The organism is Lactobacillus helveticus DSM 20075 = CGMCC 1.1877 (assembly GCF_000160855.1).
Classification (GTDB): Bacteria; Bacillota; Bacilli; order Lactobacillales; family Lactobacillaceae; genus Lactobacillus; species Lactobacillus helveticus.
Window position 1 is genome coordinate 454,723 of sequence record NZ_GG700752.1, and the last position, 20,751, is coordinate 475,473.

At 41.5% G+C, this 20,751-nt stretch carries 24 protein-coding genes; 22 read left to right on the plus strand and 2 right to left on the minus strand.

Features of this window, described 5'->3' with window-relative positions:
* The 3 genes from HMPREF0518_RS02115 to HMPREF0518_RS02125 form a co-directional block, all read left to right on the plus strand.
* On the plus strand, nt 1–1,033 hold a 1,033-nt coding region (locus HMPREF0518_RS02115), incomplete at its 5' end, for a replication initiator protein A (RefSeq protein WP_003625620.1).
* A 150-nt stretch (nt 1,034–1,183) separates the two neighbouring features.
* A complete protein-coding gene (locus HMPREF0518_RS02120; RefSeq protein WP_003625622.1) occupies nt 1,184–1,381 on the plus strand; it encodes a hypothetical protein in 198 nt (65 codons plus the stop codon).
* A 50-nt stretch (nt 1,382–1,431) separates the two neighbouring features.
* On the plus strand, nt 1,432–2,253 hold the full coding sequence (locus HMPREF0518_RS02125; protein WP_003625624.1) for a Fic family protein: 822 nt from the start codon (nt 1,432–1,434) through the stop codon (nt 2,251–2,253).
* Here HMPREF0518_RS02125 and HMPREF0518_RS02130 read toward each other — a convergent pair.
* The gene (locus HMPREF0518_RS02130) at nt 2,243–2,521 is read right to left on the minus strand and encodes a hypothetical protein (protein ID WP_003625626.1); all 279 of its coding nucleotides are present in this window, start codon (nt 2,519–2,521) and stop codon (nt 2,243–2,245) included. The genes HMPREF0518_RS02125 and HMPREF0518_RS02130 overlap by 11 nt on opposite strands.
* 22 nt (nt 2,522–2,543) lie before the next feature.
* Nucleotides 2,544–2,753, minus strand: coding sequence for a hypothetical protein (locus tag HMPREF0518_RS02135; RefSeq protein ID WP_003625628.1), 210 nt, complete (start codon nt 2,751–2,753; stop codon nt 2,544–2,546).
* Between the two features lie 269 nt (nt 2,754–3,022).
* Here HMPREF0518_RS02135 and mobQ point away from each other — a divergent pair, with 269 nt between their 5' ends.
* The 19 genes from mobQ to HMPREF0518_RS02235 all read left to right on the plus strand — a co-directional run bounded on the left by mobQ (nt 3,023) and on the right by HMPREF0518_RS02235 (nt 20,552).
* Nucleotides 3,023–5,083 carry a MobQ family relaxase gene (mobQ, locus tag HMPREF0518_RS02140; RefSeq protein ID WP_003625630.1) on the plus strand — a complete coding sequence of 687 codons (2,061 nt, stop codon included), beginning with the start codon at nt 3,023–3,025 and terminating at the stop codon, nt 5,081–5,083.
* 81 nt (nt 5,084–5,164) lie between these two features.
* Entirely contained in the window at nt 5,165–5,476 is a 312-nt protein-coding gene (locus tag HMPREF0518_RS02145) for a hypothetical protein (RefSeq protein ID WP_003625632.1), read from the plus strand.
* 35 nt (nt 5,477–5,511) lie between these two features.
* Entirely contained in the window at nt 5,512–6,126 is a 615-nt protein-coding gene (locus HMPREF0518_RS02150; RefSeq protein ID WP_003625634.1) for a hypothetical protein, read from the plus strand.
* 1 nt (nt 6,127) lies between these two features.
* The gene (locus HMPREF0518_RS02155) at nt 6,128–6,463 is read left to right on the plus strand and encodes a CagC family type IV secretion system protein (RefSeq protein WP_003625635.1); all 336 of its coding nucleotides are present in this window, start codon (nt 6,128–6,130) and stop codon (nt 6,461–6,463) included.
* A 20-nt stretch (nt 6,464–6,483) separates the two neighbouring features.
* Nucleotides 6,484–6,846, plus strand: coding sequence for a hypothetical protein (locus HMPREF0518_RS02160; RefSeq protein ID WP_003625636.1), 363 nt, complete (start codon nt 6,484–6,486; stop codon nt 6,844–6,846).
* Complete coding sequence (trsD, locus tag HMPREF0518_RS02165) at nt 6,815–7,474, plus strand: TrsD/TraD family conjugative transfer protein (RefSeq protein WP_003625639.1); 660 nt, start codon at nt 6,815–6,817, stop codon at nt 7,472–7,474. The genes HMPREF0518_RS02160 and trsD overlap by 32 nt, the downstream gene beginning before the upstream one ends.
* A gap of 11 nt (nt 7,475–7,485) precedes the next feature.
* Entirely contained in the window at nt 7,486–9,504 is a 2,019-nt protein-coding gene (locus HMPREF0518_RS02170; RefSeq protein WP_003625641.1) for a VirB4 family type IV secretion system protein, read from the plus strand.
* A complete protein-coding gene (locus HMPREF0518_RS02175) occupies nt 9,497–10,915 on the plus strand; it encodes a type VII secretion protein EssB/YukC (protein ID WP_003625642.1) in 1,419 nt (472 codons plus the stop codon). Before HMPREF0518_RS02170 ends, HMPREF0518_RS02175 begins: the two co-directional genes overlap by 8 nt.
* Entirely contained in the window at nt 10,916–12,070 is a 1,155-nt protein-coding gene (locus HMPREF0518_RS02180) for a phage tail tip lysozyme (protein ID WP_003625644.1), read from the plus strand.
* Between the two features lie 14 nt (nt 12,071–12,084).
* Nucleotides 12,085–12,702 (plus strand): hypothetical protein, encoded by a 618-nt coding sequence (locus tag HMPREF0518_RS02185; protein WP_023192841.1) that lies wholly within the window; start codon nt 12,085–12,087, stop codon nt 12,700–12,702.
* A complete protein-coding gene (locus HMPREF0518_RS02190) occupies nt 12,689–13,057 on the plus strand; it encodes a thioredoxin family protein (protein ID WP_035505363.1) in 369 nt (122 codons plus the stop codon). Before HMPREF0518_RS02185 ends, HMPREF0518_RS02190 begins: the two co-directional genes overlap by 14 nt.
* Nucleotides 13,058–13,528, plus strand: coding sequence for a hypothetical protein (locus tag HMPREF0518_RS02195; protein ID WP_003625649.1), 471 nt, complete (start codon nt 13,058–13,060; stop codon nt 13,526–13,528).
* 229 nt (nt 13,529–13,757) lie between these two features.
* The gene (locus HMPREF0518_RS02205) at nt 13,758–15,269 is read left to right on the plus strand and encodes a VirD4-like conjugal transfer protein, CD1115 family (protein ID WP_003625654.1); all 1,512 of its coding nucleotides are present in this window, start codon (nt 13,758–13,760) and stop codon (nt 15,267–15,269) included.
* 14 nt (nt 15,270–15,283) lie between these two features.
* Nucleotides 15,284–15,658 carry a hypothetical protein gene (locus HMPREF0518_RS02210; RefSeq protein ID WP_154645737.1) on the plus strand — a complete coding sequence of 125 codons (375 nt, stop codon included), beginning with the start codon at nt 15,284–15,286 and terminating at the stop codon, nt 15,656–15,658.
* A 5-nt stretch (nt 15,659–15,663) separates the two neighbouring features.
* On the plus strand, nt 15,664–16,521 hold the full coding sequence (locus tag HMPREF0518_RS02215) for a conjugal transfer protein TrbL family protein (RefSeq protein WP_023192843.1): 858 nt from the start codon (nt 15,664–15,666) through the stop codon (nt 16,519–16,521).
* A gap of 14 nt (nt 16,522–16,535) precedes the next feature.
* On the plus strand, nt 16,536–16,955 hold the full coding sequence (locus tag HMPREF0518_RS02220; RefSeq protein WP_003625659.1) for a hypothetical protein: 420 nt from the start codon (nt 16,536–16,538) through the stop codon (nt 16,953–16,955).
* Nucleotides 16,952–19,087: a type IA DNA topoisomerase gene (locus HMPREF0518_RS02225; protein WP_003625660.1), complete on the plus strand. Its 2,136-nt coding sequence runs from the start codon at nt 16,952–16,954 to the stop codon at nt 19,085–19,087. The genes HMPREF0518_RS02220 and HMPREF0518_RS02225 overlap by 4 nt, the downstream gene beginning before the upstream one ends.
* 121 nt (nt 19,088–19,208) lie before the next feature.
* A complete protein-coding gene (locus HMPREF0518_RS02230; RefSeq protein ID WP_003625661.1) occupies nt 19,209–19,424 on the plus strand; it encodes a hypothetical protein in 216 nt (71 codons plus the stop codon).
* A gap of 3 nt (nt 19,425–19,427) precedes the next feature.
* The gene (locus HMPREF0518_RS02235; RefSeq protein WP_003625662.1) at nt 19,428–20,552 is read left to right on the plus strand and encodes an ArdC-like ssDNA-binding domain-containing protein; all 1,125 of its coding nucleotides are present in this window, start codon (nt 19,428–19,430) and stop codon (nt 20,550–20,552) included.
* Nucleotides 20,553–20,751 lie beyond the last annotated feature (199 nt).

A 20,751-nucleotide genomic window follows, 5' to 3' on the forward strand; every position in this document is an offset into this window, starting at 1 on the left:
CCCACAGGTTTTAATTTATGGATCTCAATATAAGACATTAAGTGATAGTGCAAAATTAGGATATATGATTTTACACGATAGACTAGATTATTCATTGAAAAACAACTGGGTTGATGAAGATAACCGGGTTTATTTCATTTTTACAAATCAAGAACTAACAGATCTTATGGGCTGGTCAAAAAAGAAAGTGATTAGGGTAAAAAAAGAACTTGAAAACCAAGGATTATTATTTCAGAAAACCATGCACTTTAATCCCAAAACTGGTAAAAATGAACCAAATAGATTGTATTTAGCAGATTTAGAAGTTACGGCAACAGACATTTATACAAAATCTCGGCAACAAGAGCCACGAACCCTTGGTACACGCGAAAGTGTCAAAACGGAACCTTCGCGGAAGTTCGTTAAAACCCTTGATACACGCGAAAGTGTCAAAACGGAACCTTCGCGGAAGACCGTTGACGATAACCCTCAAACCCTTGATACACGCGAAAGTGTCAAAAAGAGTCACAATCTAGACTATACTAATAATATAGATACTAATAGATACGATATAGATACTCAAAAGTTGGACTTTTCCACAGCCAATTTCTCACCAGCTGAAATTGAAGCCCAAAATCGGGATTTAGTAAAACATGCTAATGACTTCTTAACTGATGAAGACAGTGGCTTACCGGTTTTCTTAGAACCAGAAGCTGTGCAACTACTTAGTTTTTGGTGCCGCACCCCGCAACAAATGCGGCGCTTCATCGGCATTATCTTAAATGCTAAGTACCGAGTTGAGAAAGATCACAAAGATATTGGGGTCATAATCCCACTTGATGATGAGGAACTGAAACCTTTAATGACTAAAGCCTTAAGACGCTACTTTAACGCCCTAAGAAGCGATGAGAAGCATATCAAGAACGTGGAGAACTACTTATACGGTACTATGCAGAACCTGTTTGGCATTTGGTGGAATAAACAAGCGGCTAGAGAATATGCGGCTAAACACCCCGAAGAACAGAACACTGACAATGAGTGCACTTGGGATTAAAACACCGTATAAGTTCGCTTAAGCCGTTTTAAGCGTTACATGCATAATTATATTAAAATCGCTTTAAAACCGCTTAGAAGCAAAAATAGGCACCTTGAGTGGCTTAATTGGCGATGACTGAACTAAAGGAATGTAAAAGGAGCTTTTTAAATGACCAAATCCAGCAAAGAAGTCGAAACAATTGATCAATTGTTGGCTGACCCATGGGCAGTCGATATTCAAGACATTTGGGAACAAGCGGCATATAATCCAGATCCTGATAAACGCAAGCTGTTTGACGCGTTACACACTTACCTCTTAGACAAACGCCAAGAAAGAATCATCAACGAAAAGCATTTTGTGATTTAACATGGACAGGTCAAATAATCAGTGACTGAAATAGAAAGGAGGCACAAAATATGGCTAAAACTCGAACATATATGGACAAGTATCAATTTACAGCTGCAGAAAACCAACGGTTTGCCCGAGCAAACTTTACCAAGTTAGTGCATACTAATGCTCGTTTTGAAGGCGTTAATACCACTTTGCCACAAACACAAACTATTATGGACGGTATGAGCGTAGCAGGAGTACCTGTTGAAGATGTTTTGACGATTGTTAATTTAAAGCGTGGGTGGCAATATATCACTGCTCAAAATGCCCCTTTAACGTTAACCATGGAAAAGCAAATTAACAAGATTGTGGCAGCGGAAGACGCCTTAGTACCGGGAGAATTACGGCAAGGGAAAGGAGGAGTTGATTTAGGTAGTGAAGACTTTTTTGAACCGCCTTTAATCAACGAAAAACAAGAACAATCCTTTTTACAAAAAATCTTGGCTGATCCACAAATGACGACCACTGATAAAGCATTGACTGTTCTGTATCATAATATGCGCCAACAAATCTTTTGGGACGGGAACAAAAGGACGGCGACTTTAAGTGCCAATAAAATTATGATTGACGGTGGCGCTGGTTTAATCAATGTCCCATTAGATAAGTGGGATCAATGGAACGAACTAATTGCCAATTATTATCGAACTAATGACATGGCTAAAATTAAACGATGGACATATGACAATGGCATTCAAGGATTACAAATTAGAGCAAACTTAGCGCTTAAATCAGTTAAAGACAAAACTAGTAAAAGAATTCAAAAACAGTTAAAAGATTTTGCGGATCATAACCCAGAAGTTAAGCTAAAAAACAATCCTGAAAACAAAAACGATCGGCCTAGTTATTAGGCTGATCGTTTTTGAATTTGTTCGGTTTATGCGCATTAACATAATCGGCAAATATTTTTAAAAGTTCTTCGGTTTGTTCGACTGATAAGTTATCAGCCTGAAAGTATTTTTCGAGTAAGGCTCCTTTTTGAATTAGTCGGCGAGAACGGGCTTTGCGTGCTTGCCGATTTTCGTAGTATTTAGATTGCCGTAATTTAAAATCTTCCCGCTCAATTTTTTGCTTTAAACGTGCTTGTTGTTTAACTAATTTTTCATATTGATTAGGCATGGAATTTACTCATCTCTTATGATTAATGATCTACAGTCTTTTCCTTTAAAAATTCAGAAAATTGCTGGGCTAAAAGCTTAATCTGTTCGTTAGACAAATTAGCATAATCTAAATTGGCTTGACTGATGATTTGTTTACCTAGCCGTTGTTCAATCTTATTTTTTTCGTCCTTAATTTTTTGATTAAGGGCTTTTAATTTAGCTTCTTGTTTTTCTAAGTTGCTTTGAGACATGAGGATTCCTCCAATTGTTTTACAAATAATCACGGTCACTATATCATAATGAAAACGCCAAGTCAAAGGATAAAAGTTGAAATAGCGAAGCGGAAGGCATACACTACAGTTGAATTAATAGAATTCAGCAGGCCGAGTGAAACGAGGTCAATGCGCACTTATACATAGAATGAATTCTATGTTGTGCTAACCCCAAAATCCTGTATTAGAAGTCGCCGATGGCGACAACAAAGTCAAGCCCATAGAATCAAAGTAAAGAGGTGACTAACATGGCAATATTTCATATAAGTTTTAGTAATATTAGTGCTGGTAAAGGACGCAGTGCCATTGCCAGTGCCGCTTATCGAAGCGGTGAAAAATTATTTGATAATCAAGAAGGCCGCCACTATTTTTATGCCCGCCCGGTTATGCCAGAAAGCTTTATTTTAACCCCAAAAAACGCACCAGAATGGGCCAGTAATCGAGAACAATTATGGAATGAAGTTGAAAAGAAAGATCGTAAATCAAACTCACGGTATGCAAAAGAATTTAACGTGGCTTTACCGGTAGAATTAAGTGAATCCGAACAGAAAGAATTACTGACAAAATATGTGCAAGAAAATTTTGTCGATCAAGGTATGGTAGCTGACGTAGCAATTCATCGCGATAACCCAGACAATCCGCATGCACATGTGATGTTAACCAATCGCCCATTTAACCCCGATGGTAGTTGGGGATTAAAAGCAAAGACGCAGTACATTAAAGATGAAAATGGCAAGCAACTTTTAACCAAAAGCGGGTTTCCAAAACAAAGAAAAATTTGGTTGGTTGATTGGGATAAAAAGGAAAAAATTAATGAGTGGCGAAAAAATTGGGCGGCAAGTGTAAATCAGGCTTTAGAGCAAAAAAATATTCCGGATCGGATTAGTGAAAAATCGTTTGTCGATCAAGGGATTCAAGAGACACCTACCCAACACGAAGGCATTAACAGCCAAAGAAAAAATCGAAAAGCATTTAATCAACAAGTTAGAGCGCAAAGAAGCGCCCAAGCTAAATATCATAATCTTGACGAAAAGATTAGAAATCATGAACACTTTGACGCGTTAACTGACGAGCTATCGTTCTCTGAAAAACACACAATTAGTCATCTAAGTCAGCAATTGAAAACCTATGTCGATTTAGAACATTTAGATGATAAACAGCGCATGCTGTTTAATTGGAAAAACAGCTTATTAATCAAACATGCCATTGGTGAAGATGTAACCAAGCAACTGCTGACTATTGACCAGCAAACGACATCACTAGCACAAGCTAACCAGTTGTTAAATAAAGTGGTGGAACGAGCAACGAAAAAGCTTTATCCGGAACTTAATTTTGAACAGACAACCGCCGCTGAACGACGGGAACTGATTAAAGAAACTAATAGTGAACAAACGATTTTTAAGGGTAGCGAATTGGCAGAACGGTTAGCGGATATTCGAAGTGACTTATTAACCCAGCAATTATTGACGTTTACCAGGCGGCCATATACCAGCTGGCAGTTAGTTAATCAGCAGGCCCAAACAATTGAGAAGCAATTAACCACGGTGCTAGCCAAACATGGTCACCAGTTAGACGATTTGAAGCATACTGATCGGGGCATGCTAGCCGCTTATCAACCAAGCGAACTCGAATTCATTTCTAAAGCGGTGAAAAATTTACGGGTCATGCGGAAAATTAAAGCCGTAGTGCAAACCCAATACAACAGCATTCTAACGACTGCTTTTCCGGACAGTGACCTCGATAAGCTAGAGACGATTGACAAGGAGCAAATCTATACCGCCGTGGTTTACTATGACCCAGAATTAAAGCCATTAAGCGCCGATGATCTTAGTCAATTACAACAGCAGCCACCGGTAGTCTTTACTAGTCAGCAACACCAAGCCGGTTTAAATTACCTGTTAGGTAAAATGGAATTAAAAGATATTCAGGATCATCGACTGCAACGGGTCTTAAAACATGATGGCACCCGGCAACTGTTTATTGGCGAATGTGGCCAAGATCCTAAGTTGGATCACCAACAAATTGAAATGGTGCAAGCCCGTTTGAAACAACAGACAATGCGCTTTGATCAATATAAGCGAGCTCAAGTTAAGGACTATCAGGCCATTAATTACCATCCAACTAGCCCGAAAAATTACCTGATGAATATTTTGGACGAAGCCTTAATGACCATTTTATATGCGAAAAATACAGACTATCTAAGAAAGCAGCAACTACGTGGCTTAAAAGAGACCGAGTGGGCAATGACGAAAAAGCAGCGGCAACACCAAACCCGTAATCGGCATGAAGATGGGGGCATGCACTTGTAATCTAAATGTAAAATAAAATGGTATCAATGCACCTATTTATGCGTTAAACTAAAGCTAAAATAAAGAAAGGAGAATCCACATGTGGCAAACAAACAAAAATGGCATAGTCTAGCACAAGCAAGTCGTGAATTAGGACATGGGCGCAACTATGTTAGTGCTTGGTTGAGCAGACATAGAGAAGAATTCCCAGAAGAATTAATGCTTGGTTCTGGGAAAAGCAAGTTAATATCTGATGAAGGCATAGAGTGGATTAAAAACCACATAAAAAAAGAGGGCGTCCTCGTCAGCAGTAGAGTTGCTAACGGGGATCAGCACCTGGAAGTTACGATTCTAGGTGTCACCCTCCTAACAATCCATTTTACCGGGCGGGTTAGGGGAAAGCTAGTTGTTTAGCGTCCCTAACGCGCTTTTTTTTAGGAGGTGATCCAATGAGAGCAGAAAGCTGGCAAGGCATTAATGGCAAGTTAGTTCATGATGATCAAAAGGCGATTGTAGTCGATGATGATCAAAAATTAACCGATCAAAAACAGCTACAAGCAATTTTAGATCAAGATGGGCAGCCAATCGATGAAGTTCGCCGAGCAATGATTCAGAAGACGGTTAAACGTCAGCTAAAAACTCCGCCATTAAAACTTAGGGGCTGGTTTAATCGCCATCAAGACAGTCAAAATGCTAAAAAGACCGAAAAATTGGTGAGTGACAAACCGACCCATCAATATAAGCAGATCAAAAATGAAATGACCTTTTTTGGTGAGAGTTTCCTGGAAGGCTTCTTAGGTTTCTATGGTTTAGAAGTTGATAACGCCTTAGACCGTTACGAACATAATTTGCATGTCTTAGAGGCCCAAGAATTAGGCCAGTCAGAAAAAGAGTATTACTTAGCCACGAGTGAAAACGGCCGCGTCAAATTAGCCACTGATCCATTACCAAGCCAGCAAATTGCCGAGGAACAATTGAACAAGTTCTATCAGCGTGAGCCAGAAGAAACGCAGGCAGAACAAATTCAATTACGAACATCAGAAGACGATAGGAAGGAGGAATAACATGAAGTTCAGCAAAGTAAAAGCGTTAGCAACTACTGGAGCTACTGCGATTTATCTGGGCTTAATGAACGCCCAGGTTGTTTTGGCGGCGGGCGGTGGCGAAGTTAAAAGCAAGCTAACCAGCGCTGGTAAGACGATTCAAGGTATTTTAACTGGGTTGGTCGTTTTAGTCGGGATTTGTGTCGCGCTATTTATTATTATCAAAAGAATGCCTGACGCAGACGATCCGCGAGAGAAATCAGAGGTTTATCACGCGGTTGGTCGAGTAGCTGGCTTAGTGGCCCTAGCGGCGGCCATTATCTGGCTATTACCTTGGGTTTACAGTCTATTTACCTAATTTAAAAAGGAGCCTGCCAAATGAAGAAAGGAAAAGAATTTATCTTCCCAGAAAACGTAGATAAAGACTACGGGATCTGGAAAGACTACACCTTGAAGGATTTTGGCGTAGCGGGACTGGCAGGACTAGTGGGCTTAATTTTTATTGCGATCCCACCCTATGGTCTGATCTTAGTCCTGATAAAAATAGTGATTGTTGTCTTAGCCATGACGATTGTCATGGCTATTTTAACAATTCGACCAGTTGCGGCGCGGAAGAATATTAAAGTGCGGGATAACTTTAAGCTGAAACGCCGCTATGCCAATGGTCAGAAACTGTTTTATTTAAAACCGAAGAAGCGAGGTGAACTAAATGCGTTTGAAGAAGAACAAAACCGCCAATAAATCAGCCAGGCTAGATTGGGATTACCAACCGCCCAAAATCAATGGTGGCAAAGAAACCATTGATGACATGAGCTTGGTGGTGGGTATGTATGGTAATTACGAAGTTACCAAAACGGGTAATCTCGTTGGCATTTTGGAAGTTAGTGGGATCAACCTGGATCTACTTAATGAAACCGAACAGCAAGACGTTTTTGAGGACTATGGCGCGTTTCTCATGAGTACCTTAGGTGAAGGCGTTGATGACACATTACAGTTCTTAGAACCGACGATTCCCGTCAATATGACGGCTTATCTCAATGGTCTCAAACGGCGGTATCTCGCCTTACAAAAAGACCACCCGGAGCAACAGTTCAAAATCCAGCTCATAGCCAGTTACTTGGATCACTTTACTAAAGTCCAAGAATCCAAAAACATGACAACTAAGCAACATCTGCTAATCGTTAAGGTACCGATTAAAGACAAGAGCGTTAAAAGCTTAAACTTAGCCGTCACTCATTTAGACGAAAAGATCGAACAGGTTAAACGAGACATTGAAAATGCGTTAACGGATTTTGATGTGACGGCCAAAGTTTTGACTAGTCAAGAAGTCCAAGAGATTTTAAAGAACTTGATCAATTTTAATGGATAGGGGGCAACAGAATGAGTTTTGGTGATAAGGTCATTGATTTATTTATGCCAACTAAAAAAGAGCATAACCAAGGTAACAGCGACCAAACGGGTAGTAAGCCCAAACCGGAGGTTGAGGATTTTACCAAGCTGATTGATCGCGATAGCTTGCATTCACTATTTCCGTTCAGCTGGGAACAGTACCCCACCTACGTCCAGTCGGGCGAGAATTTTATTCGGGTGTTAGCGATCGCTGACTATCCCAAGCGGGTTTACGGCAACTGGTTGTCAGAATTGAAGCGCAAAAAAGGCGTTATCGATATTGTGCAATATATCGACAGCGCCAGTAACAATTCAATGATTACCTATTACAAGAAGACGATTCAAAACAAGGAAGCGCAGAAGTTAAATACGTTCGACCCGTATAAAAAGAAAATTCTGCAAAACTATATTGATTCAGCCAACATGCAACTAGATAAATACCTCGATAATTCTACCACATTTGTGTACCAACATATGCTGATTTATCTGCGGGCCAACAGTTTAGCAGAATTAGATGGCTTAACCGAAAGCGTTAAGAATACGTTGATTAAACTACAAATGAAGCCCTTAGTGCCCGTTAAAGCGACTTTCCAAGCATTTTGGTCAACCATGCCAATTAACGAGAACCTCATGGGGGATTACACCTATAAAGAGAGTAATACCGAAGTCGCCAGCAGTATGTTTCCTTTTGATGACGCTGAAATTCTGGACTTAAAGCCGAGAAGCGATATTGAAGGAGTTAACAAAGATACCAACAGCTTAATTGCCGTAGATATGTTGGATCGCAACAAGACCCTAAATCAAAATCAAGTGATTATCGGGACCTCGGGGGTCGGCAAGACCACCTATATGATCCAAAAAATCCTACGCTACGCCATTCAAGACTATCAACTCTACATTATTGATCCAGAAAATGAATATACCAAAATTGTCGAAGCCCTAGGTGGGGCAGTCCTGCACCTAACTTCTAATGCTAAGTACAAAATTAACCCGCTCCAAATCTTTTCCGAAGAAATCTTAAGCGCCGATGAAGCGGTCACAAACCTTGATTTACTAGTTAAAGATAAAATCCAGCGATTAAAGGGGTTCTTTGAAGTCCTTAAAACCGGGATTACCCAAGTTGAACTGGCAATCCTTGATGATGTCGTTAAACAAGCTTACGTCAACAGTGGCGTTTTGAAATACAGCCGCTTAAAAGAAATTAAAGACGATCAGTGGCCGACCTTATCCAATGTTTATGACGAGTTGGAAAAATTGGCAGATAAGGACGCCGACAAATTCAATCGGGTCAAAGACTTCTACTACATCTTAGGCAGTTATACCCATGGTTCTAACAGTTTATTTGACGGCCATACCAACGTTAACTTAAAAGGGAAAATCATTTCCTTTGATTTAAAACCGCTACAAAGTGAGCAGGAAGTCCAATCAGCCGCCTATCTGAATACTTTCCAGTATCTATGGGACGAAATTACCAAAGATCGGCATAGCCGCAAGAAATTATTTGTCGATGAATTTCATTTCTTGACCTTGCACAAAGCAGCCGCCACCTTTTTCCACCAAGCTTACAAGCGGTTTAGAAAGTATAATGCTGGGGCGATTGCCGGAACGCAGCAAATTCAAGATGTGATTGAAGGAACGACAGATACCGGGCAGAACATTGGTGAAGCCATTATTGGGAACTCCTATACCAAAGTGTTCTTTGGTCTTGACGGTAAAGGCGTTGATGATGTGATTACCAAATTGCGTATGACGTTCTCGGATAAAGAAAAGAAGTTATTAGAACGTCGTAGACAAGGTGAAGCCCTGATGATCTATGGTAGCCAACGCGCCTTTATGCGTGTCGAGTTGACCGAAGAAGAACTACGGCTAATTGACCCAGAAGCTTACCAAGAAAAATATCACCGTGAGACAGCCGGGCAGCCGGACTATCAAAAGCGCGTGGTCTTAACACCTAGTGAGATTGACGCTTTAACTACCACCGAGGAGGAAGGAGGGACTTTAAATGAGTAAACCAAACCAGTTATTGAATATAGAGGTTGGCACCTTCAAGCGACAGGGAAACCAGTTAATTCTCGAACTCAATCACAATCAATTTCGATATGACCAGTTGAGTGAGCTAAACGAATTAAAGGAAGCTGATGCCAATTTCTTACAGTTGGTTAACGTGGTTGAGCAAGGCCAGAAGGTTGTTTTAACTTATACCTTGCCGGATAAGGTCAGATCATTAAAGGAATTACCACATGAAAATAAAGCAATCCGGTCAGCAATTGCCAAGGAAATCATGGCGCAAAATGTGGTTAACGATAGCCAGTATCACGTTGCGTTGAACCCAGCTAACCTGTGGTATTACCCCATGCAACATGTTTGGTACGCCTACCGGGCCAATGAACTCATGCCTTATGATGACAAGCATAGCAATTTAGCCAAATACAAAGCACTGATTCTATTTTGCTTGACGGGGACGCCTTACGAACGGCTATTAAGCAATCCTCAAGAAGCCCTGGCCAAACACCCGGACGACTATTTACAACAAGTAGCTAAAGCTACGTCGTTAAATGAGTTAAGGGAAGTGGTTAACGGCATTGAGGATTTTGTGAGCTATCACGAATGGCAGGCAGTTGAAACGGCCCAACAGAAAACCAAACAACGTTTATGGTTGAGCGTGGCCGGAGTGGCGATTGTGGCCGTTTTGGCTGTCGGTTTAGTCCATAAAAGTGACGAACGGCAATATCAAAGCTTAGCTAACCAGAACCAAGCCCAGGTCACGCGATTAAAATATAGCGGTCAAATTCAGACCGCTTTAAATGATCAAAAATGGTCGGAAGCGCAAAAAGATATGAAACGGGCCGGCTATCCTTTAACTAAGCAAGTCAGTGTCTTTTTAAAGCATCGTCAGTACCAGCAAGCCTTAAACGTTGACCCAAGTCAGTTGAACAAGGTTGTTAATGCGGCTTATGCCAACAAAGATAGCGGACAGATTGCCAATTGGCAGTTACCAACTAAGGCGACAAGCACGCAAAAAGATCAATTGAAACTCGAAAAAGCGATTGTTAATTATGATACCAATACGCTTAATAACCAATTATCCTTTACGACGAACGCTGATGTTTTATTGAGAATGGGACAAGCGTATTTAGACCATAACGACACCCAAGACGCACAGACGGCACAAACTAAGTTAGCCGGGGTGAATACTGCTAAAGCTAAGTATTTAAAGGCGTTGTTAAGGCTTAATTCAGCAAAAGGTGACGTCAGCGCCGCCCAAAAGGCATTAGACGAGGCCAACAAAATTAATGGTAAGAAGAATAAAGCTAAGGCCAAAAAGGTGGCTGCGGACAAAGCGGATTTAAAGAGTGCTCAAGCCGATCAGAAGGCGGCCCAAAGGCAGGCTGATCAAACCAAAGCTAAAGCGGGTGATTAAATGCAGGTGATGGCCTTCGAATATAAGAAAAAGAAGTGGAAGCTGATTGCCTATATTGTGGGCGGTGCCATTCTGCTGATTATCTTATTGATAGCGGCGATTACCGGCCAATTACAAGAAAATAGTTGCGATAACTCAACCACTACAGAAACACAATTAGATAGTAAGAGCATGACGGAAAATGCCAAAAATATCTATGCGCACTGGAAACAGAAGTATGGTGCAACGCCACAAGCGGCAGCTGGCATCTTGGGCGTCTTACAACTAGAAAGTCGCCTTGATCCTAAGTCCGTCAATTCAAGCTCCGGGGCCACGGGCTTAGCCCAGTGGTTAGGCGGCCGTAAAGATAAGTTGGAGGACTTAGCCCACAAAGAAAGCAAGCCAGCGACCAATCTCGGGGTGCAGTTGGACTATCTCGATCAAGAATTGAACAGTAGTTACTATGCGTCAAACAAGAAGATTTTTAAGTATACGAACGTGCACAAAGCGACCAAAGCCTGGTTAATGGATTATGAAGGCATGAGCAAAAACCCGGAACAATGGTATTTAAGCCAAAGATACGGTTATGCCGATCATTGGTATTCCGTGCTGGGTGCGAGTGATTCCGTGGCCGGTAATACGTTAGACAATGCGAGTTCCGGCGATCTGACCGAGTTAGGTTGTGATAGTAACCCGAGCTATTCCGGTGGCAGCATTGTTAAAAACGCGGAAAGTATGAAAGGCGATTTCTACTATGTTCAAACCCACCCCGGCCCCGATTTAGGCAGTGATTTAAAGAATCCCAGCAAAACTGGTGGAACTGATTGTTCGGGCTTTGTCTGGTTAGCCCTGAATAAGGCTGGTTACAAGGTACCGGCCAACATGGGCTGGTTTACCGGCACGATGGCCAGTGACGCCAAAGGTAGCCATCAATACTTGAAACAGATCAGTGAAAATGATGCGAAAGCCGGCGATATTGTGATTGTTAATCAAGGCGCCGGGGCCGGAAACAACGGGCATACCGCCATTCTGTTAGATAAATGGCAAGGCAAAGCCACCAAAATCATTGAACAAGGTGGCGTAGGCGATAAGGTTAACGAAAGCACCTTTGGTACCGCCTTTTATAGCTTACTAAGTGGTAGCGATGTAACGTTAGCCCGGCCAATCAAGAAGTAAGGAGGAACCAGCAAATGAAGCGTAGCATGGTTTTAAGTATTGCACTTGGTAGTTTGATCTTAATCATGTCATTAGGGGCGAATGCCTATCAACATAGCCAAGTTAAGCAGGCGCAACAGCAGATTAGTCGCTTACAACAGCAAAAGCGACAAGTTAGTCAGCAATTGACTAAAACCAACCAACAAAAGCAGTTATTGAGCACCCAAATTGACAGTTATAAGACCTACCAAAATAATAAAGACAAAAGTCAGGCTGAACTGAGTTTTAATACGGTAGTCACCAAGTTCTTTAAGGTCATGAACAACTTTAAGCCCAAGACCTACGGCCAGCGTAAAGATGGCGTGAAAGACTTGATTTCCAACAAACTATATCAGCAATACTTTTCAAATAAGGGCACGTATGGTGATAGCAATAGTGTTTCAGCTAAGTTAAATCAACTGAACCTGTATACGCAAAGTAAGCAGGGGCGGAATCTGAAAGGCTTGGCCGTTGTCAGTTACGAAAGTAAGAGTGGCGACAACGACTGGCAAAAGGCGACGGTACTTTATCAAGTGACTTTCGATACCACCACGGATCGAATCACTGATGTACAGAATTTTGGGAACAGTTTTAAAGCGAGTGACCTTGATTAAAAAAGTAAGCAAAGCCCTAGCGGTGATCGTGGTGATACTTGCAGTATTAGGCTTTGCAGGTCATAGCTATGTGAACCATGTTGAGAAAGAGAAAACAGTTGTGACGCTGGCTAAGCACCCTAAAAAAGTGTTGTTCTTCTATCGCGATGATTGCCCGGATTGCCAAGCTATTTTTCATCAGATTTATTGGCACAACGCAATCAGTCACAACATCGTCTTGATTAACATGAACCAACCGCAGAATCGGCATTACATTCAAAAATATCAATTAACGTCAGTACCAACCTTGATCCATGGCACGCAACGATACTCCGGTACCAACCAACAAAGGATTAAACGAATCGTAGGTGATTAGATGAAAGACAAATTATTAAACAGCGTTAAAGCCAGTTGGCCGTATCTACTAACGCTAATCATTGGCTTGTATTTAGCGGAGATCTTAGCCGGATCAGTCATGGCCTTGTCGCGCTATAAGTTGACTTTTGCGGACCATATGCCAACGGTGTTAAAGCAGTTAGCCTTACACCCCTGGCATTATTACAACTTGTATTTGGGTCAAAAGAACCCGGTATTAATTATCGTCAGTGTCGCTGTGGTCCTGTACACCGTCTATTTTGCTTTGAAACGCAATAGCAAGCACAAAGCGTGGGAGACTGCGGACACTGAAACCCACGGGAGTGCGACCTGGGGGAATTTAAAAGAATTGAGTGACCATTACTTTAGTATCAATGCCAAAGACCTCACCACAGCGTTTAACAGGAGCACCACAACAGAAATATTAGAGGCATTAACAAAACAGGAAACACAATCCAAGGCAGACAAGTGAAAGGAAGTAAGAAGCATGAACAGACCAGATTTATTAGTACGAATAGTTACGATCATCACGTCGTTAATTGCGATAGTTTTGTTCCTATTTCAGGGAAAGAGCACACTAACTTTTGTATTTACAATTATCACAGTCATTTTATCTTTCATTTATCAGATAATCAGAATACAGATGAAAAAGAAGTAAATCAGAAAAGCCATCTAAATCTAACCGCATTGGAGGTAAACGCATGAACGGGACAATTTTAGGTATCGTAGATAAACGGATTGTTTACCAGAATAACAGCACCAAACCCAACCGGAACATTTTTGTGGTCGGGGGTCCTGGATCATATAAGACCCAGTCAGTCGTCATTACCAACCTGTTTAACGAAACGGAAAACAGCATTGTCGTGACCGATCCAAAAGGGGAATTATACGAAAAGACGGCCGGTATCAAACTAGCCCAGGGGTATAAAGTCCATGTCGTCAACTTTGCCAACATGGCGCACAGTGATCGCTACAACCCCTTTGATTATATTCAACGGGATATTCAAGCCGAAACCGTCGCCACGAAGATCGTCCAGAGTGAAAATGCCGAAGGCAAAAAAGATGTGTGGTTTAGTACCCAAAGACAGCTTTTGAAGGCTTTAATCCTGTTTGTCATGAACCATCGGTCACCAGAACAACGGAATTTGGCGGGTGTGACCCAAGTGTTGCAAGAAAACGATGTGGAAGCCGAGGAAAAGGGCGCAGATAGTCCGTTAGATACCTTGTTTCTTGATCTAACTATGACTGATCCAGCTAGACGCGCTTATGAGTTAGGGTTCAAAAAAGCCAAAGGGGAAATGAAAGCCAGCATTATTGAAAGCCTGTTGGCGACCATCTCGAAATTCGTTGACAAAGAAGTGGCCAATTTTACCAGCTTTTCTGATTTTGATTTAAAAGAGATCGGCAATGACAAAGTGGTGCTATACGTGATTATCCCCGTCATGGATAATACCTATGAAAGCTTCATCAATCTGTTTTTCTCACAATTATTTGATGAATTATACAAATTAGCCGCCGATCATCACGCTAAATTGCCCCACCAAGTCGACTTTATCCTTGATGAATTTGTCAATTTAGGGAAGTTTCCCAAGTATGAGGAGTTCCTAGCAACGTGCCGGGGGTACGGCATTGGCGTGACGACCATTTGTCAGACCTTAACCCAGCTCCAAGCCTTGTATGGCAAGGATAAGGCCGAGAGTATCTTAGGAAATCATGCCGTTAAAATTTGCTTAAATGCTGCTAATGACGTAACTGCTAAATACTTTAGTGATTTACTAGGAAAATCAACGGTGAAAGTGGAAACGGGAAGTGAGAGTACCAGTCATAGCAAGGAAGAGAGCCACAGTAAGAGCGATAGTTACAGCTATACGAGCCGTTCGCTGATGACTCCCGATGAAATTATGCGTATGCCTGAAGATCAGAGCTTATTAATCTTTAGTAATGCACGGCCGGTCAAAGCTACAAAAGCGTTCCAATTTAAACTATTTCCAGGGGCTGATCATTTGGTTAACTTGTCACAGAATGAGTATCAAGGCCAACCAGAAGCCAGCCAAGAAACCAACTTTAAGAATAAGGTAGATAAGTGGAATCAGACGGTTAAAGCACAACAACAAGCAAAAAAAGACGATCAAACAACCGATGACGAAGAAGACAAATTGCAGGACAATATTGATCAAGAATTAGAGTCTAGACATAAGAAGATGCTTGGATAATGGAGGACATATTAATGAAAAAATATCGGAAATATATAATCGCTGAGATGACAGTGTTACTGATTGTTGTTGGTCTTACCGCTTGTGGCAAGTCTACAGCACAGGATTTGCAAAGTAATAAATGGTATCTCAACCAAAAAGGACAAAGCTATAAAACCCAATTTAATAAAAAAACAATGACTATTGAAAGCCCCTTGATGAATGTAAATGCTAATTATTCAGTCAGTAATACTTCTGGTAAAGAATATTTAAAAGTAAATACTGATGATGAGAAGAATCAAAAATTTGAATTAACTCAAATTAGCGATGGTTATAAAGCTAAAGCAATAAATAAAACTGCCAAAGCAGATGACGGATTAGGAAGCTTTGAATTGCAAAAAAGGAAGTGATAGATATGTTTGTTTTAGGTGATATTTCAGGACTGGTTCGGGGAGCGATTGTTAAGTTTTTTGAATGGCTACTGTCTGGTTTGTTAGATGGTTTATTCAACATCTGTAAGGCAATCATTGACCAAGCCAATCAAAGCTTGCCGATTGTTAAAACGTGGTATGCCATCTTCCTGTCCTTTGCGACATCATTAGTCGTTGTGGTTGTCCTTGGGCGTATTGTGATGACAATTATAAAAGAGGCGGACGAAAGTACCGATGTGACTTGGGCTAATATCATCATGGACGGGATTAAATCAGCGGCCGTGATTCCGGTTTTCGTGTTCTTACAGGGCTTTATTCAAGGTTCAATTACCTTGCCCCTGCTAAAGTATATGCTTAGTTCTGATCAGCAGTTCACTGCTAAATCAATTACCGGCATGAATAAAGTTCCTGGGTTAAAAGATGTTGGCATTTCGCTACCCTTACAGATTTTGTTTCTGCTAATCTTCACTGTCGTAACCGTCGTGTTCTTTATCAAAATGTGTGTGTTTGTGGCTGATATGGCGTGGTATAACCTGACAATTCCTTTAGCTGCAATGAGCATGGCAACTGAAAGCTTTGATTATAGTGGTACGTGGTGGAAGAAGTACATTTATTACAATGCTTCCATTATTAGCCAGGTGCTTTGTATGTCATTATCAGTGTGGTGTTTCACTAATATGGCTAAATACGGGTTTATTGCTTTTATTGCTTCAATCGGATTCGGTTTTCTGGTGGTCAAAACACCTGACGCCGTTAAAGACTTTTGGGCTTCAACCGGTGTGACTAAAAGTGCTGGTATGGGTGCCATGAGAATGTTTCAAAATTATTTCCGTAACCACTAGGAGGAAAAATAGTTATGAAGAAAATCGCACACTGGTTATTGGAAAAAGCCAAAAAAGATATGCGAACCGATCCTTTTACAACACCTTCACGGCGGACTAAGCTGTCTTACTATTTTGATAACTTAGTTAGCATGGTCTTCTATATAATGGGAATTTACCTCATGTTAATGGATTTATACCAAGAGCTTTTCATGGCGAACCATACCGATTTTTTAGGAACTGCTCTAATGGCCTTAGTTTTACTGCTGGGTGGCTTATTATTCCGTTGGTCAGCCTATGCAGATCTCAAAGCCATCAACCGGTATCAACATTATTTGAAGCAACAATCGATAGAGCAACAACAAGAATTGCGCCGTGAAACTTGGTTGAAAGCGGCTGAACAAGGTAAAACAGAATTAGATCAAAAACTTAATCACAAGGAGTATGGAAAATGACAACTGTTATTTTGGCAGAAAAACCAAGTCAAGCCCGATCATATGTCGAAGCGTTCCAAAGGAGCACTAAGAAACAAGGCTATTACATCATTAACGATTCACTCTTACCGCCCGATACCGTTATCACGTTTGGATTCGGCCACCTAGTTGAACTAGCAGCGCCAGAAGCCTATGACGCTAAATACAAACATTGGTCACTGAGTAACTTACCTATTTTCCCAGCACATTACCAATTTATCGTCCCAACTGACAAGAAAGCTCAATTCAAAATTGTGAAAGAGTGGTTAAGCAAAGCAGATACGATTGTCGTTGCTACTGATAGTGATCGTGAAGGGGAGAACATTGCCTGGTCAATTATGAATCAGGCCAAGATTAATTTGAAACAGAAAACGATCAAGAGATTATGGATCAACTCGTTAGAAAAAGACGCCATCAGAAGTGGTTTTAAAGCGCTGAAAGACGGCTGGGCGTTTTACCCTAAGTACCAGGAAGCCCAAACCCGTCAAATTAGCGATTGGTTGATCGGTATGAATGGTAGTCCCTTATATACTTTGTTATTAAGACAAAATGGGGTACGCGGGGTATACTCAATTGGTCGCGTGCAGACGCCAACCTTGTATATGGTCTATCAAAGGGACCAGGCAATCAAAAACTTTAAGCCGGAACCTTATTTTGAGCTAAATGCGGAAATTTTAGCTAATCAGCAAAAATTTTTCGCAAAATTAGACCCCTATCAGCGATTTAAAGACGAAACAGGGCTAATGACATTCATGCAGGCTAAACACGTTCAGAAAGGCTCACAGGACGGTTTAATCAAGGACGTCCAAAAGCAAGGCAAAAAAAGCGCCAGTCCACGATTGTTCTCGTTGTCAGCACTACAAACCATGATCAACCGGCGGTATCATGCCAGTGCTGCCGATGTTTTAAAAGCTGTTCAAGCCTTATATGAAGCTAAATACTTATCTTATCCACGAACAGATAGTCAATACATTACCGATCAAGAATTTACGTATCTGCGCCAGAACTTGGCGCGGTATCAGAAGTTAGTCTCAAAAGAAATTGCCTTACCTCAAATCGAGCCACAAAGCCGATACGTTAACGGCAAAAAAGTGCAAGAACACCATGCAATTATTATGACAAAAACGGTGCCAAGCCAAGAGCAGCTGGCTAAGCTATCAAAACTTGAGCAACAAGTATATGACTTAGTATTAAGGACGACCTTAGCCATGTTTGCTGATCCGTACGAGTACGAGGAAACTACCATTATTACCCAAGTTGGTGACGCCAATTTTAAAGCAACGGGTAAGGTCCCAACTAAGCAAGGTTGGCAAGCTTTATTTGATGATCACAAAGCCGACCAGCAAGAGGCAGCCACCCTACCGATCGTTCACCAAGGCGACCAAGTTCAAGCAAATCTGCAAACGCCGCAAAAAGAAACGACCCCGCCGGTACCATTTACCGAAGGTACCCTGATTACGGCCATGAAGACGGCCGGTAAAACGCTTGATGATGAAGCAGCCCAGGCGATTCTCAAAGACGTGCAAGGCATTGGGACAAGTGCGACCCGGGCAAATGTGCTTGAGATATTGAAGAAACGTGGCTATTTAGTTACTGAAAAGAATAAGCTACACGTCAGTGAAGCCGGAATTACTTTATGTAAAGCGGTCGAACTCGAACCCTTGCTAACTAGTCCAGAAATGACGGCTAAATGGGAGCAAGCTTTACAGCAAATCAGTACCGAAGAACGCACTCCGGATAATTTTTTGAGCCAAATCAAGAAGTTTGTGGCGAAGTTAATCGCTGATGTTCCCACACAATTAACCGGCAATGCAGCCATTAAGCAACAAATCAATCACCAACAGCAAGCACAAAAGTCCGCCGAGGTCTTCTTAGAAACACCGCAAGCGACCGTGTTAAATAAACAGAAGTTTTACATTGTGAAGCCCAAGCAAGGTGAAGATTTTACCTTACCTAAGAAATGGAGTAGCAAGACGCTCGGGAAGACCGCAATTAAAGCGTTAGTTACCAAGGGTGAAACCAGCAAATTAAAGGGTTTCAAGAGCAAAAAGGGGAAGTCGTTTGACGCCAAGTTAAAGCTTGACGGCCATAAATTAAGTTTTGATTTTGATTAGAACCTGCCTACCGCCCTTCACGTTGTTCCGGTTGGTGAACCCGTCATTTAGGTTCACTTTTATAAAGCTAAAAGTAAACCTAAACAACGGGTGAGATTAGCAAAGCAAAGGAGATCATAAAATGGATAATAAATTAGCAGTTATTGGGAGTGAATTACCAGTTTTACAGGCTAAAGGAACCTACAAGTATTTAAAAGAAATCACTGGTAACGGAGCCTATTATCAAGTGGCTTGGCAAAAATTAGCTGATGGCTACATCGCCCTTTATGGCACGACCCCGATTCAAATCAACGTAACCCCTATATTGAATGATATTTTTGAAAATGAGGAGGGGTAGACAATGCCGAGTAAAGCAGACGTTAAAGCCTGGAAAGCACAATTAGTCGCCCAAGCCGAACAACAAATCCTAAAATTAACTGATAGTGACCGATTTAAACAGTATCTTAATACCCTGGCTAAATTTCATCATTATAGCGCCAGAAACATTGATTTGATTTATGCGCAAAATCCGCAAGCCACTCAAGTCGCGGGCTTTAAGCAATGGCAGACGGCTTTTAACCGCACCGTCAAACGAGGCGCAAAAGCGATTCGGATTGCGGCCCCGATCATTAAGAAGTTAACACCAGCCGAGCAAAAGCGTCTTGATACCACCGATGAACGCGCCATTGTCGGTTACCGTTATCTACCCGTCTTTGACGTGTCACAAACTAGCGGTGAGCCAGTGTTAAGTGCCAAGGATTTTGTCAAAGAAAATTTAGCCGATCATCAGAATGTAACGAGCTTGTATAACGCGTTCAAAGATTATTTAAACCAGCAAACCGACCTTAAAGTCAGTGAAGTGCCTTTAGAGACGCTAAATGGGGCTAAGGGGTATTTTCAACCCAGCAGTAATGAAATCGTCATTGGTGGCGATGAGCCCGATAATGCTTTAAAATTGAAGACGTTATATCATGAATATGCGCATAGCCAGCTACACGGCTTAAAATCAGCCTTTAAAGATCGGCCACGAGCCTATCAGGAAACCCAAGCCGAAGCGATCGCGTATGTTGCCATGCAAAATATTGGTGTTGATACCAGCAACTACTCACTCGGGTATGTGGCTACCTGGGCTAAAGATAAAGCCGTGATCCATAGTGCTTTAAGTGAGATCCAGCAAGTGAGCAACAAAGTGATTGAGCTTAGCGATGGCTTAACCAAACAATTAGGCTTACAAGAAGCCCAAAAAGAGCCTGAGCATAATCTAAAAAAGCTATCAGCCCAGGAACTTAATAAGTCCTATCAAGGCTTGCAACAACAAGTTCAGCAAGCAACTAATCCACAACAAAAGTTAGGACTAAAAAATAAGTTAAATGATGTACACCATGAAATCAGTAATCGAACGCAAAAACAACTGAAAGCATTTGCTGAACAGAATCCGGAGATCAAACAACCCGAATCCGAACTTGATCAAAGTCTAAAACGTTAGCCAGTTTTTAAAGGTCATGCTATAATGTAATAGAAAAGGGAAGCCCTGCGCTAACAAGACTTCCCATGCAAGCCGCTTCAAAGGCGGTGGCATTAGTTAACTAAACGATACTGTCGTCCCGTAACTCGCCAAAGTTATGATCGGGGCGGCTTTTTTATTTGTGGTGCTTGTCGATATAGCTGAGTAGCGCAATTAAAAA

What these genes read in the sequence shown, in the direction of transcription:
- HMPREF0518_RS02120 (WP_003625622.1), top strand. Translation starts at nt 1,184, where the DNA reads ATGACCAAATCCAGCAAAGAAGTCGAAACAATTGATCAATTGTTGGCT.
- HMPREF0518_RS02125 (WP_003625624.1), top strand. Translation starts at nt 1,432, where the DNA reads ATGGCTAAAACTCGAACATATATGGACAAGTATCAATTTACAGCTGCA.
- HMPREF0518_RS02130 (WP_003625626.1), bottom strand. Translation starts at nt 2,521, where the DNA reads ATGCCTAATCAATATGAAAAATTAGTTAAACAACAAGCACGTTTAAAG.
- HMPREF0518_RS02135 (WP_003625628.1), bottom strand. Translation starts at nt 2,753, where the DNA reads ATGTCTCAAAGCAACTTAGAAAAACAAGAAGCTAAATTAAAAGCCCTT.
- mobQ (WP_003625630.1), top strand. Translation starts at nt 3,023, where the DNA reads ATGGCAATATTTCATATAAGTTTTAGTAATATTAGTGCTGGTAAAGGA.
- HMPREF0518_RS02150 (WP_003625634.1), top strand. Translation starts at nt 5,512, where the DNA reads ATGAGAGCAGAAAGCTGGCAAGGCATTAATGGCAAGTTAGTTCATGAT.
- HMPREF0518_RS02155 (WP_003625635.1), top strand. Translation starts at nt 6,128, where the DNA reads ATGAAGTTCAGCAAAGTAAAAGCGTTAGCAACTACTGGAGCTACTGCG.
- HMPREF0518_RS02160 (WP_003625636.1), top strand. Translation starts at nt 6,484, where the DNA reads ATGAAGAAAGGAAAAGAATTTATCTTCCCAGAAAACGTAGATAAAGAC.
- trsD (WP_003625639.1), top strand. Translation starts at nt 6,815, where the DNA reads ATGCGTTTGAAGAAGAACAAAACCGCCAATAAATCAGCCAGGCTAGAT.
- HMPREF0518_RS02170 (WP_003625641.1), top strand. Translation starts at nt 7,486, where the DNA reads ATGAGTTTTGGTGATAAGGTCATTGATTTATTTATGCCAACTAAAAAA.
- HMPREF0518_RS02175 (WP_003625642.1), top strand. Translation starts at nt 9,497, where the DNA reads ATGAGTAAACCAAACCAGTTATTGAATATAGAGGTTGGCACCTTCAAG.
- HMPREF0518_RS02180 (WP_003625644.1), top strand. Translation starts at nt 10,916, where the DNA reads ATGCAGGTGATGGCCTTCGAATATAAGAAAAAGAAGTGGAAGCTGATT.
- HMPREF0518_RS02185 (WP_023192841.1), top strand. Translation starts at nt 12,085, where the DNA reads ATGAAGCGTAGCATGGTTTTAAGTATTGCACTTGGTAGTTTGATCTTA.
- HMPREF0518_RS02195 (WP_003625649.1), top strand. Translation starts at nt 13,058, where the DNA reads ATGAAAGACAAATTATTAAACAGCGTTAAAGCCAGTTGGCCGTATCTA.
- HMPREF0518_RS02205 (WP_003625654.1), top strand. Translation starts at nt 13,758, where the DNA reads ATGAACGGGACAATTTTAGGTATCGTAGATAAACGGATTGTTTACCAG.
- HMPREF0518_RS02210 (WP_154645737.1), top strand. Translation starts at nt 15,284, where the DNA reads ATGAAAAAATATCGGAAATATATAATCGCTGAGATGACAGTGTTACTG.
- HMPREF0518_RS02215 (WP_023192843.1), top strand. Translation starts at nt 15,664, where the DNA reads ATGTTTGTTTTAGGTGATATTTCAGGACTGGTTCGGGGAGCGATTGTT.
- HMPREF0518_RS02220 (WP_003625659.1), top strand. Translation starts at nt 16,536, where the DNA reads ATGAAGAAAATCGCACACTGGTTATTGGAAAAAGCCAAAAAAGATATG.
- HMPREF0518_RS02225 (WP_003625660.1), top strand. Translation starts at nt 16,952, where the DNA reads ATGACAACTGTTATTTTGGCAGAAAAACCAAGTCAAGCCCGATCATAT.
- HMPREF0518_RS02230 (WP_003625661.1), top strand. Translation starts at nt 19,209, where the DNA reads ATGGATAATAAATTAGCAGTTATTGGGAGTGAATTACCAGTTTTACAG.
- HMPREF0518_RS02235 (WP_003625662.1), top strand. Translation starts at nt 19,428, where the DNA reads ATGCCGAGTAAAGCAGACGTTAAAGCCTGGAAAGCACAATTAGTCGCC.